The organism is Corynebacterium sp. HMSC074C01 (assembly GCF_001814605.1).
Lineage (GTDB): Bacteria > Actinomycetota > Actinomycetes > Mycobacteriales > Mycobacteriaceae > Corynebacterium.
Window position 1 is genome coordinate 114,406 of the sequence record NZ_KV817269.1, and the last position, 12,309, is coordinate 126,714.

Genomic DNA, 12,309 nt, shown 5'->3' on the forward strand with positions numbered 1-12,309 from the left:
GCCCCGCTACACTGGTGACTCGTGAGTGATGCAGTAGATATCCAACGCGAATGGTCCGAGCTTGCCCAGGAAGTGCGCAAGCACCGTGAGCTGTACTACAACGGCGAGCCGTCAATCCCGGATGCGGACTTTGACGCCCTTTTTCAGCGCTTGTTGACCCTGGAAGCAGAGCACCCGGAGCTTCAAACTCCGGATTCGCCTACCCAGCAGGTCGGTGCCGCGCCGGAAGGTGCCCTTGACATCGAGCATCTGGAGCGCCTGTACAGCTTGGACAACGTCTTCAGTGCGGATGAGCTGCAGGACTGGCTGGACCGTACCCCGGCAAAGGCCTACCTCACTGAGCTGAAGATCGACGGTCTGTCCATTGACTTGGTCTACCGCGACGGCAAGCTCGCCACGGCCGCCACGCGTGGTGATGGTCGCGTCGGTGAGGACATCACTGCCAACGCACGTGTTATCCCCGACATCCCTCATGAGTTGGCGGGCAGCGAAGAATACCCGGTTCCCTCCCTGGTAGAGGTCCGCGGCGAGGTGTACATGCGCCCGGATGAATTTGAGGAGATTAACTCCGCACGCCGCGAGGATGGCAAGCCGACCTTTGCCAACCCCCGCAACGCGGCGGCGGGTGGGCTGCGCATGAAGGACCCGGAGGACGTCAAGAAGCGTCGGCTCCACATGGTCTGCCACGGCATCGGCGCGCGCGAGGGCTTCCAGCCCGCCTCGCAGCACGATGCCTACAAGGCCCTCGAGGCCTGGGGATTCCCGGTGTCGCCCTATACCCAGCGAGTCACCACCGCCAAGGAGGTTCAGGAGCGCGTGACCTACTGGGAGGAGCACCGCCACGACGCCTACTTTGAGATGGACGGTCTCGTCATCAAGGTCGATGATCTGGCCAGCCAGCGCGCCTTGGGTGCGACTTCGCGCGCGCCGCGCTGGGCTATTGCCTATAAATACCCGCCGGAGGAGGTCACCACCAAGCTGCTCAACATCGAGGTAGGTGTGGGACGTACCGGGCGCGTGACGCCTTTCGCCATCATGGAACCAGTCTTTGTCTCCGGCTCGACGGTCTCCATGGCCACCCTGCATAACCAATTCGAGGTCAAGAACAAGAATGTCCTCATTGGGGATACCATCATCATCCGCAAGGCCGGAGAGATCATCCCCGAGGTCCTCGGCCCCGTTCTGGATAAGCGCGATGGCAGCGAGACCGAATGGGTCTTTCCGGAGAACTGCCCTGCCTGCGGCACGAAGCTGGCCCCGCAGAAGGAAGGCGACCAGGACTGGCGCTGCCCCAATACCCGCAGCTGCCCAGCGCAGCTGGCGGCGCGTCTGGAGTATTTGGCCTCCCGCAAGGCACTCGACATTGGTGAGCTGGGAGAGAAGGCAGCCACAGATCTGATTTCTTCCGGTGTGCTCGTGGACGAGGCGGAACTCTTTGACCTCGATGAAGACGCCCTCCTCAAATCTTCGGTTTATACCACACAGAAGGGCGCGCTCAACGCCTCTGGTAAAAAGCTGCTGGAGAACCTCAAGACGGCCCGCCAAGCCGAGTTCTGGCGAGTGCTCGTAGCGCTGTCCATTCGCCACGTCGGCCCCATTGCGGCGCGTGCGCTAGCCGCCCGCTTCGGCTCCATGGAGGCGCTGCGCGCGGCTTCGGTGGAGGAGCTGGCGGATACCGACGGCGTGGGCAGCATCATCGCGGAATCCTTCAAGCAGTGGTTCGAGGTGGATTGGCACGACAACATCGTGCAGAAGTGGACCGCGGCCGGGGTCACCATGGCGGAGGAAGTCAGCGATAAACCAGCGCAGACGCTTGAAGGAATTACCGTGGTAGTGACCGGCACCTTGGAGAACTTCACTCGTGATTCGGCCAAGGAGGCCATTATCACCCGCGGCGGAAAGGCATCCGGTTCGGTGTCGAAGAAGACCAACTACGTCGTCGTAGGAGAAAACGCCGGTTCAAAGGAACAGAAGGCCCGCGACCTTGGCTTGACCATCTTGGATGAGGAGGGCTTCAACCGACTCCTTGAAACGGGCGAGGCATGAAGTTAGCCGCCTTCGACCTGGACGGCACTATCTACTTTGATGGGCACATGCCCGAGGACGTGCCGGAGGCGATTGCCGGTTGGCGCGCTGCGGGCAACCTTGCCGTCGTGGCCACGGGCAAGTCTCCCTATTCGGCCCGCCGAGCCCTCGAGCCTTTTGGCGTTGACTTCGACTACTACCTGCTCTGCAACGGCACGGTCATCACGGATGGTTCCTATGAGCTGCTCTATGAAAGCCACGTGCCGCCCGAGGTAGTCCGCGCTGTGTATGAGCGGGTTCGTGATATTCCGAAGCTCGACTTGTATTGCACGCGCCTGGAAGCCCCAGACGGTCACCTCGTCCGCAACGTAGGGGGCGTGCACAATCCCATCATCAGCGAGCCAGTGCCGGTAGCGCCCGAGCGCATCGAGAAGGAGGCCTTTCCCCTCGTTGCCGCCTGGACGCCGGGTAACCCGGAGCTACAGAAAGAGATTGCCCAGTGGGTCACCGACCGTTTTCCCGTCGGGACCGCGATGAACCGCAACTTCTTCGACATTACGCCGCCCGGTCACGACAAGGGTTTTGCCTTGACCTGGCTCCTTCGTCTCCTGGAAGTTGAGCGTTCCGAGATCGAGCTCATCACCTTCGGGGACGGCCACAATGACCTGCCCATGCATGCGCTTGCCGACGTCTCCCTGACCTTCCCGTGGGCGCAACCCGACATCCAGGAGGCGTGCACCGCGGTGGTGGACTCGGCCGTGAAAGGTCTAATACACTACGGTTCATGAAGATTGCGGCTTTGGACATGGATGGCACCGTTTACGTCAACGAAGACATAACTGAGGCCGTAAAGGAAGCCGTCGCCGCGTGGCGGGCCGCTGGTAACCTCGCGGTCTCTGCGACGGGTAAGTCTATTGCCAACGCGCGCAACACACTCGAGCCCTTCGGCGTGGAGCTGGACTACCACGTGCTCTACAACGGCACCGTCATCACGGACGGCGATTACTCCATCCTCCACGAGGAGCACTTGCCCAGTGATATCGTCCAAGCCGTCATTGATCGCTTCACTGGGCTGCCGTTGAATATCTACCTCACGGGCTTGTCTGGAGCCGATCAGGTGGCATGGGATGGCTTGGCGGGGCGAGAGTCCTCGATGGTGGCGAATACGGAGGCGGTGGATCCGAGGGACGTCGCCAAGCGCAGCACGGTCCTCATGTCCTTGTGGATCCCAGGAAACCCTGGGTTGCGCCGTGAAGTCGACGAGTGGGTCCGCGAAAACTGTAATGTCGAGTCATCCTTCAACTGCGACTTCTACGACATCATGCCGCCTGGGCATAACAAGGGTGAGGGCTTGACACGGTTGCTTAGCCGTCTCGGCCACGAAGAAGCTGAACTCTACACTTTCGGTGATAGCTTCAATGATCTCTCGATGCATTCGATCGCCACCGAGTCCTTCACGTTCCCGGGAACGCAGATCGCCGACGAGGTGGACCATGTGGTTCCCGACGTCGCCGCGGGCCTCAGCTTATTGCTCGACCGCTAGGTCGATCTAGGTGAGGAACGCGCCCAAGATGGCGCCCAAGTCACCCAGGTGCTCGACCTCAGAAGCGAGATAATCGGGCCCACCAACGCGGCCCATCACCACGAAATAGTTCGTACCCACCAGGGGAGCCGCAGCCAGCGCGGATTCGATGAGGGTCCACGATTCCGGGATCCACGTGTCCTTTTCTGGATTGAGTACGCGGGCCGAAGTGACGTTGAGGTCGGTGGGGATCGAGCCGTCGTCGGCAGGCGCTGCGTCCGAGGCAGCGATGCGGCTGATCTTCTCGTCGTTAGCAATGACGATGGCCCAGTTAGAGGTCAGCGCCTTGGGGATGGCGGCGCAGACTTCATTCATTGCGGCTGTCACGTTGCGTTGTGCGGCAACCTTGGCCAGCACGTGGATCTGCCCGCGGCGGTCAACGCGTCCACTGAATGGGCGGATGGAGTCAACTTCTACGCCTTCTACGGTCTGTGCCGCGGTGATGATCTCGTCAGCCATGGTGGACTGGGGGAGATCGAGGACGATGTCATCCATGACCGTCCCATCGGGGAAGTTTTCCACGATGTCAACGGAACGAATATCGGCCTCGATGCTGCCCATCGCGTTGGCGAGGAGGCCAAGGCTGCCGGGAGTGTCAGGGAGTAGGACACGGACGAGGTACGACATATCGTTCTTTCTAGGGGAGCTAAGCGGTTAAGCAAGGGATGATAGGTTCTACTAACCCGATCGATGGTACCCAAGGTATCGAATACTATTCAATAGTATTGAGCATCACTTAGGGGAGGAGTGGTGGTGGCATGGCATCGGCCGTGCAGTACCATGGGTGCTTAGCTATCAACCGTCTCAATGAATAAAAGGATGGAGTTCGCGTGTCTGATATTTCGCGTGACGAGGTCGCGCACTTGGCAAAGCTGTCGCGATTGGCCCTGAGCGAGGAAGAACTGAAGCAGTTCGCCGCGCAGATCGACGAAATCGTGGACTCCGTGTCCGCGGTTGGCAAGGTCGAGGCTGAAGGTGTGGAGCCGATGTCGCACCCGCACTCCGTACATGCCCCTATGCGTGAGGACGTTGTCGTGCGAACCCTCACTGCCGAGCAGGCCTTGGACCAGGCCCCCGCAGCTGATGAAGATCGCTTCATGGTTCCGCAGATTCTGGGTGGAGGAGACGAATAAGAATGGCACAATTCATTGCGCCCACCGAGGGCATTACTGCACTAACCGCCGCCGAGTTGGCTGAGAAGATCCACTCCCGCGAGCTCACCTCCCGCGAAGTTACTCAGGCCTTCCTGGACCGCATCGCGGAAACCGACGGTGAGCTCAACGCTTTCCTACATGTCGGTGCCGAGGAAGCACTGGCGGCTGCCGACGCCGTCGATAAGTCCCTCGACGCCGGCGAAGAACCCGCCTCCGCTTTGGCTGGTGTGCCACTGGCACTCAAGGACCTGTTGGTGACTACCGACGCCCCCACGACCGCCGCCTCCAAGATGCTGGAAGGTTGGGTCTCGCCTTATGACGCCACGCTGGTGACCAAGCTGCGCGAGGCAGGTATCCCGATCCTTGGCAAGACGAACCTTGATGAGTTTGCGATGGGCTCCTCCAACGAGAACTCCGCCTACGGTCCGGCCCACAACCCCTATGACACCGAGCGCACACCGGGCGGCTCCGGTGGTGGTACCGCCGCAGCTCTGGCCTCTGGTCAAGCCCCGCTGGGAATCGGTACTGACACCGGTGGCTCGATCCGTCAGCCGGCTGCTTTGACCAACACCGTGGGCGTAAAGCCGACATACGGCACGGTGTCTCGTTACGGTCTCATCGCCGCTGCAAGCTCCTTGGACCAGGCTGGCCCGACTGCCCGTACGGTTCTGGATACCGCCTTGCTGCACGAAATTATTGCCGGCCACGACTCCTTCGATGCCACTTCCGTGAATAAGCCGGTCGCACCAGTAGTCGCAGCCGCCAAGGAGGGGGCCAACGGTGACCTGTCCGGCGTGAAGGTCGGCCTGATCAAGCAATTCGAGCGCGATGGTTGGCAGCTGGGCGTGATGGAGGCCTACCACGCAGCGGTTGAACAGCTGAAGTCTCAGGGGGCAGAGATCGTTGAGGTCGACTGCCCGCACTTCGATGACGCTCTCGCTGCCTACTACCTCATCATGCCGTGTGAGGTCTCCTCCAACCTGGCCCGCTTCGACGGTATGCGCTACGGCCTGCGCGTGGGCGATGACGGAACCCACTCTGCGGAAGAGGTCATGTCCCTGTCCCGCGCGGCTGGTTTCGGCCCCGAGGTTAAGCGCCGCATCATGCTGGGTACCTACGCCCTGTCCGTCGGCTACTACGACGCCTACTACCTCCAGGCGCAGCGTGTTCGCACCCTCATTGCACAGGACTTTGAGCGTGCCTTCGAGCAGGTCGATGTCCTCGTTTCCCCGACCACCCCGACCACAGCCTTCAAGCTGGGCGAGAAGGTCGAGGACCCGATGGAGATGTACAACTTCGACCTGTGCACCCTGCCGTTGAACCTCGCCGGCGTGTGCGGCATGTCCGTTCCTTCCGGAATGGCATCCGACACCAACTTGCCCACCGGCCTTCAGATCATGGCACCGGCATTTAAGGATGACCGCCTGTACAAGGTCGGCGCCGCCTACGAAGCAGGGCGCAAGTAGTACACACACTTCGGACCAGCCCCTAGTGCGCATGAGCCGGGGTCTTTCACTGACGTGGGAGGCCGCCGGCCTTCGTCGTTTGGGACGACCGAGGGTTTAGAAGGGGATGTCGTCGGTGCCGGCATCAGCGTCGGTCTTGCTCTCATCCTTGGCTTCGGCTTCGGCCTTGGTTTTGGTTTGTTGTTGTGCGTAGTCGTCGAGTTCTTGTTTTAAGTGTTGGGCGTCTTCGCGTACGCGTTTCCTGGTGGCGGTGATGTGTTGGGCTACTGTTTGTGCCCACCGTTTCTGTTTTGGTGCTAGCGGCCCGTCGGCTTCGGTAATAGTCCAAGTACCGTCTTCGTATAGCCAGATGACATCCCCGCTATACGGGTCCAGCAGGTATTTGAGGCTGCCATCGGTTTTCATGTTGTGATGACCCTGGCATAAACACGCCAGGTTCTTCGGATGGGTGGGCCCGCCTTCAGCCCAGTTATGCCGATGATCCAACTGGCTAAGAAAAGCTGGTTTGCCACAGCCGCCAACCCGGCAGGTACCGTCACGGCCTTCGACATGTTTGCGCATGATGATTCCTGGTTGGTAGCCATCGGCTTCAGCAACGTCACCGGTTAAGTCCCGGGTCTTATCATGCGGCATCGGCTTAGCCCGCCAGCCGAAGCCTTCAATAAAGGTTGGTGCATCCTCAATATCGCAGGCCTGGTAGGTGTGTAACACCACGGTAGCTGGTGGCTTAATCTCACCGGAAAGCAGTTTTATGACTGCCTCCGGGACGGTGATATCTTCCTTGGCGGCCGTCTGGTGGATGAAGGCGTCGAGTTTAATGCCGGTGTCTTCATCACAGTGCAGTTCCAACCAGGCTGAGGTGCCGTTAGAAGAAAACCGGTACGTATTTTTAGGGCGGGTGTCCTGGTAGGCGATGGAGTTATCGAGGGTTTTGCAGATATCGCGGACTTTGCGCCTGATTTGACTGCGCGTGGGAAAAGCCTGATTCGGTTTAGAAGGGGTGAAGAAGTCAGCCAGGAGAGTGTCGATGAAGTCTAGGGTTTCATCAGTCAAGGCTGTCAGTGCTGACATGGGTTGATCAATAGCAATAAGGGACTCGATGTCGAGCAGGCACAAGGTGTCTTGTATGGCTTTAACTTTCGGCAGGCTATCCAGGCGATGGATAGCACGCAGGCCGGATTTGATGTGGCCTTCGGGCAGTGACCAGGCAGCAACCAGGGATAGTGCGGTGGTGTTGATATCAGCCTGCAGGCTGGGCATAGCCCCGACCCAGGTGTCATAGGCAGCTCGTCGTGCTTTCGCGCGGGCTATGGCGTGTGGGTTATTCGGGTTGGTGGTGGAAAAGAAGAAGGTTGGTGGGCGTGTGGCAGTGGTCATGGGTATCTCCCCCGAGATAAACATGTGTTAGAAGAAGTGTTCTAACCATGATTCTAGTACCACACACCCAGTATGGCCATAGCCTGCGGTGAATTCGTGTCAAGTCGTTACTATAAACGGGGGTAGCTGCCCCACGTTAGCCAGCACATTCGATGACACAATGTTGGATCCTTCGCCTGTGCAAGAGCACAAAACGCCCCTCCGACCGTCAGTGACAGCGCGAAGGGGGCGTAGGTGGGGGATCTACTTGGCGTCGGAAAGCGCGTAGGCAGCGCCGGCGCTCGCGGCAGTGACGGCAAGAACTGCGGGCCAGGAGCCCATCTTCTTAGCCAGCGGGTGGGAGAGGCCAAAGGCGCCGGTGTATAGAGCTGCCAGACCAGCGGTAGTGGCTGGGTTCGTCTTAGCCCACCAGCTGCGGCCCGCCCACATGCCAGCGGCGGCAAGCACCACGCCGCCAAGCGGGCGAATGCCAGTCTCCCGGGCGGTGAGCCAGCCGCCGATAAGTCCCAGCGTGACGGTCGCTGCCGTCGATACGTCCTGCGGTTTCTTGATATCAATCATTCCCATGCGCCTCAGTTTAGGCCGCGTGAGCGTGCGGTGGCTAGACTTCGCTGCATGAAACTCGGAGGAACGCCGCCGTCGGAGAAGCAAGCGTGGCTCGCCATGGCCGCGCTATCACTGGGCTTTTTCATGTCCTTGCTCGACCAATCGATGATTGCCGTCGCGCTTCCCGACGTCCGCCGTGAGTTCCACGCCGATGTCAACCAGGTGCTGTGGGTCTCCGCCATCTATCTGCTCGCCGTGGTCGTGCCGCTGTTGTTTACCGGCCGCCTCGGCGATATCTATGGCCAGAAGAAAATGTTCCAGTTGGGCGTCGGGCTCTTTGGCATCGGCGCGCTGCTGTGCGCGTTAGCGCCCTCGGTGGAGTTTCTTATCGCAGCAAGAGCCTTGCAAGGTTTCGGGGCGTCGATTCAAATGCCGCAGACTATGGCCGTCATCAACCGCATCTTTGCCCGGGAGCGGCGCGGCCGTGCGCTCGGCGTCTGGGGAGTGGTTGGGTCTTTGGCCACGCTCGCCGGGCCGCTCTTGGGTGGCTTCGTCGTCGCTGCATTCGGCTGGCAGGCTGTTTTCTGGATTCATATTCCTTTTGTTGTCGCCGCAATCGTCTTATCTGGCCTGTGGGTGCCTGCCTTACCTACGGCGACGGGGAAGATTGACTTCGTGTCGGTGGGGGCGTCGTTTATCGCGTTAACGTGCTTCGTCTTCGCAGTGCAACAGGGCCCAGAGACGGGCTGGCCGTGGTGGATTTGGGTCCTGCTCCTTGCTGGTGTGGTGGGCATTTACATCTTCGTGCGCTTGCAATCATCGCGGGGGATGGCGGCGCTCGTCCCGCTCGTGCTGTTTAAGGACCGCAACTACTCCGCGGGTTCAGTGGCCATCGTGTCCATGGGATTCATGGCGGCGTCGATGATGATTCCAATCATGATGTGGCTGCAGGTCGAGCAGGACATGTCGGCGCGCGATGCTGGAATCATCGTCACACCCATGGCGCTGGTCTCTTTGTGCGTGTCGCCCTTGGCGGGCATTCTGGCGGATAAGCTGCACCCACGTCGTTTGGCGGTCGCGGGCTTCGGCATCCTGATTGCGACCTTCCTCGCACTGTGGTTCCTCATGCAGGCCGAAGTGTCGGCCTGGTGGTTGTGCCTGCCCTGCGCGGCGCTGGGGGCGGGACAGTCCTTCATCTGGGGTTCCAACGCCGCGACGACGATGCGCGATATTGACGCAGATCTCATGGGCGCGGCATCCGGCGTCTACAACACGTCCAGGCAGGTGGGTTCGGTCATTGGAGTGGCCGCCGTGTCAGCGGTTATGCAGGTAGCGGGGGCCGCGGATTCCCTCGTGGTCATCGTTGCGATGCTAGCGGCGGGGTGTGTGGCTTCGCTCTTTTTCCGCGACACCCTGCATGCGGTAGCGGAAACTGCGAGGCTATAGGGAAGCGAGTAGATTGGATGTCATGCGTCTTGCTGTACTGACATCCGGTGGTGATTGCCCCGGTCTGAATGCTGTTATCCGCGCGGTCGTTCGCACCGCATCCAACGAGTTCGGCGATACGGTCGTCGGCTACGAGGACGGCTGGGTTGGTCTGATGGAAGACCGCCGCCGTGACCTTTATGACGACGCAGAGATCGACCGCATCCTCCTGCGCGGCGGAACCATCCTTGGCACCGGCCGCCTCCACCCAGATAAATTCAAGGCTGGGTTGGACACCATCAAGGCCAACATGGCTGATGCTGAGGTCGATGCGCTCATCGCCATCGGCGGTGAGGGAACGCTCAAGGGTGCCAAGTGGCTCTCCGATAACGGTATCCCGGTCGTGGGCGTGCCAAAGACCATCGATAATGACGTCAACGCTACCGACTACACCTTCGGTTTCGACACCGCAGTATCCGTGGCGACTGACGCGATCGACCGCCTCCACACCACCGCTGAATCCCACGACCGCATCCTCATCGTCGAGGTTATGGGCCGTCACGTTGGCTGGATCGCGCTGCACGCTGGCATGGCCGGCGGTGCGCACTACACGGTGATCCCTGAGGTCCCGTTCGATATCGCAGATATCACCAAGGCAATGGAGCGCCGCTTCCAGATGGGTGAGAAGTACGGCATTGTCTGCGTTGCCGAAGGCGCTCTGCCCAAGGAAGGCACCATGGACTTCGAAGAAGGCGGTGTTGACCAGTTCGGCCACCAGACCTTCAACGGAATTGGCCAGGTCATCGGTGATGAGATCAAGAAGCGCACCGGCTACGACGTGCGCACAACCGTCCTCGGCCACATCCAGCGTGGTGGTACCCCAACTGCATATGACCGCGTCCTGGCAACCCGCTACGGCACTCATGCCGCCCGCGCTGCGCACAACGGCCAGTCCGGTATGTGTGTGGCCCTGCACGGAGAAAACATCGACCTCGTGCCGCTCGAAGATGCTGTGGGCAAGCTAAAGGTGGTTCCGGCCAAGCGTTATGCCAACGCTCAAGCCCTCTTTGGTTAAACACCATTAGGGCTCACCCTTAGTTGATAAAGGAATCATGACAAGCGTATTAGCTTTCCTGGCTGATCAGCCGGTTCTGTTGGTGTTCCTGCTAATTGGCCTTGGCATGGCCCTCGGCGGTATCAAGACACGGGGCATCAGCTTGGGCGCGGCGGCCGTGCTTTTCTTGGGCATCGCCTTCTCGGCCGCCGCCTCCGCCGTTGGCGTCGAAGCCTCCGTTCCTCCCATTTTGGGAATGTTTGGTTTGGTGCTCTTTGCCTTTGGTATTGGCAACAACTCCGGCGTGTCCTTTTTCAAATCGCTGAAGACTGCGACCGGCCCCGTGCTTTCCATGATCGCGGTCTTCATCGTCGCCGCCCTCGCAGCTTGGGGGCTGGGGACCTATGTCTTTGGTCTGTCGAGTGCCACTATCGCTGGTACCTTCGCCGGCGCGGTGACAAATACCCCGGCTTTGGCGGCGGCCTCAGAGGCTACAGGTGATCCGGGCTCAGCAACGGTGGGCTATGCGGTGTCTTATTTGTTTGGTGTCATCGGTATGCTCGCGGCGACTGTGCTAGTGCTTCGCGACGCCGGTAATGACGACGACACCCTGTCACCCGTCACGCGTCAGCACATGCAGATTCTGCGTGAGACCTCCGTTGCAGAGCTCGCCGACATCGGCAATGGGGAAGTGCAGGTAACACGCCTGCGCCGCGTGGGCAGCAACCTTATCGTTTTGCCGAAATTCTTCGACGTGCTGCACCCCGGTGACGTGGTCACGCTCGTTGGTGCCCCGGAAGACCTAGACAACATCATTGAGCATGCTGGGCGCGAGTCGCCGCAGATCCTCAACGATGACCGTCACGAGCTAGATTTTCGCCGCATTACGGTGTCGGAGCACAACTTGGCTGGTCTGACCATCGCGGAGCTGAATAATCAACTGGCGGATCGTTGGGGCGCGCGAATCTCGCGAGTTCGTCGCGCCGATAACGACCAGGTGGCAATCCCCGAACACATCGTGGAGCTGGGGGACCGCGTGCGCGTCGTCGGTTCCAAGAAGTCCCTGCGGGAGATTTCGACTTTTCTCGGTGACTCCTCCCAAGGACTAACGGATATCAACCCGGTCTCCCTTGGCTTAGGCATGGCCCTCGGAGTTTTCGTGGGCCACCTCGAAATCCCGCTTCCAGGCGGCTCTTCCTTTAGCCTCGGCGCTGCCGCGGGCGTCCTCATCGTGGCGCTGATCATGGCGCGCATCGGGCGCATCGGCAACACGGTGACCGCACTGCCGCACTCGGCCAACACGATTCTTTCCGAGCTGGGCCTGCTGCTCTTCTTGGCGCAAGCCGGAACAAATGCGGGTGGGGAGATTGCAGGCGCCTTCACGGGTGGTTCGTGGTGGAAAATTCTCCTGCTCGGTGCAATCATCACCACGCTGGTGGCTGCCGGGTTCGCCTTCGTAATGCGGCGTTTCCTGCACGTTGGTGCAACAAAGACTGCGGGAGCCATGGCGGGCGCGCAAACGCAACCGGCGGTGTTGGCTTTTGTTAACAACCGCACGAATACTGACCAGCGAGTTTCTTTGGGCTATGCCATGGTCTATCCGGCGGCGATGATAGCCAAGATTCTCATTACGCACGGCATTACCTTGTTGGGTTAGGCGGTTGCGCACGGTGTCGCGCT

The 12,309-nt window shown here is 60.3% G+C and carries 11 protein-coding genes; 8 read left to right on the forward strand and 3 right to left on the reverse strand.

Features of this window, described 5'->3' with window-relative positions; all coding sequences use genetic code 11:
* The first annotated feature begins 21 nt into the window (after window positions 1-21).
* The 3 genes from ligA to HMPREF2978_RS02905 are packed head-to-tail and all read left to right on the forward strand — an operon-like array spanning window position 22 to window position 3,568.
* Window positions 22-2,046, forward strand: coding sequence for an NAD-dependent DNA ligase LigA (ligA, locus tag HMPREF2978_RS02895; protein ID WP_070743990.1), 2,025 nt, complete (start codon window positions 22-24; stop codon window positions 2,044-2,046).
* A complete protein-coding gene (locus tag HMPREF2978_RS02900; protein ID WP_070743992.1) occupies window positions 2,043-2,813 on the forward strand; it encodes an HAD family hydrolase in 771 nt (256 codons plus the stop codon). The genes ligA and HMPREF2978_RS02900 overlap by 4 nt, the downstream gene beginning before the upstream one ends.
* Complete coding sequence (locus HMPREF2978_RS02905) at window positions 2,810-3,568, forward strand: HAD family hydrolase (RefSeq protein WP_070743994.1); 759 nt, start codon at window positions 2,810-2,812, stop codon at window positions 3,566-3,568. The genes HMPREF2978_RS02900 and HMPREF2978_RS02905 overlap by 4 nt, the downstream gene beginning before the upstream one ends.
* Window positions 3,569-3,574: 6 nt before the next feature.
* On the opposite strand, the gene HMPREF2978_RS02910 is transcribed toward HMPREF2978_RS02905, so the two are convergent.
* A complete protein-coding gene (locus HMPREF2978_RS02910; RefSeq protein ID WP_070743996.1) occupies window positions 3,575-4,234 on the reverse strand; it encodes an ACT domain-containing protein in 660 nt (219 codons plus the stop codon).
* Window positions 4,235-4,437: 203 nt separating this feature from the next.
* Here HMPREF2978_RS02910 and gatC point away from each other — a divergent pair, with 203 nt between their 5' ends.
* A complete protein-coding gene (gatC, locus tag HMPREF2978_RS02915; protein ID WP_070743998.1) occupies window positions 4,438-4,740 on the forward strand; it encodes an Asp-tRNA(Asn)/Glu-tRNA(Gln) amidotransferase subunit GatC in 303 nt (100 codons plus the stop codon).
* Between the two features lie 2 nt (window positions 4,741-4,742).
* Window positions 4,743-6,227: an Asp-tRNA(Asn)/Glu-tRNA(Gln) amidotransferase subunit GatA gene (gene gatA, locus HMPREF2978_RS02920; RefSeq protein ID WP_070744000.1), complete on the forward strand. Its 1,485-nt coding sequence runs from the start codon at window positions 4,743-4,745 to the stop codon at window positions 6,225-6,227.
* A gap of 96 nt (window positions 6,228-6,323) precedes the next feature.
* Here the strand turns inward: gatA and HMPREF2978_RS02925 are convergent, their stop codons facing one another.
* Complete coding sequence (locus HMPREF2978_RS02925) at window positions 6,324-7,604, reverse strand: HNH endonuclease signature motif containing protein (RefSeq protein WP_070744002.1); 1,281 nt, start codon at window positions 7,602-7,604, stop codon at window positions 6,324-6,326.
* Window positions 7,605-7,847: 243 nt separating this feature from the next.
* Window positions 7,848-8,171: a hypothetical protein gene (locus HMPREF2978_RS02930; RefSeq protein ID WP_070744004.1), complete on the reverse strand. Its 324-nt coding sequence runs from the start codon at window positions 8,169-8,171 to the stop codon at window positions 7,848-7,850.
* A 48-nt stretch (window positions 8,172-8,219) separates the two neighbouring features.
* On the opposite strand from HMPREF2978_RS02930, the gene HMPREF2978_RS02935 reads away from it, so the two are divergent.
* Genes HMPREF2978_RS02935 through HMPREF2978_RS02945 form a run of 3 tightly spaced genes read left to right on the forward strand, consistent with a single transcriptional unit; the run spans window position 8,220 to window position 12,286 of the window.
* Entirely contained in the window at window positions 8,220-9,596 is a 1,377-nt protein-coding gene (locus HMPREF2978_RS02935; RefSeq protein ID WP_070744006.1) for an MFS transporter, read from the forward strand.
* 22 nt (window positions 9,597-9,618) lie between these two features.
* Window positions 9,619-10,650 (forward strand): 6-phosphofructokinase, encoded by a 1,032-nt coding sequence (locus HMPREF2978_RS02940; protein ID WP_010186971.1) that lies wholly within the window; start codon window positions 9,619-9,621, stop codon window positions 10,648-10,650.
* Window positions 10,651-10,687: 37 nt separating this feature from the next.
* A complete protein-coding gene (locus HMPREF2978_RS02945; RefSeq protein ID WP_070744008.1) occupies window positions 10,688-12,286 on the forward strand; it encodes an aspartate:alanine exchanger family transporter in 1,599 nt (532 codons plus the stop codon).
* The last annotated feature ends 23 nt before the right edge of the window (window positions 12,287-12,309 follow it).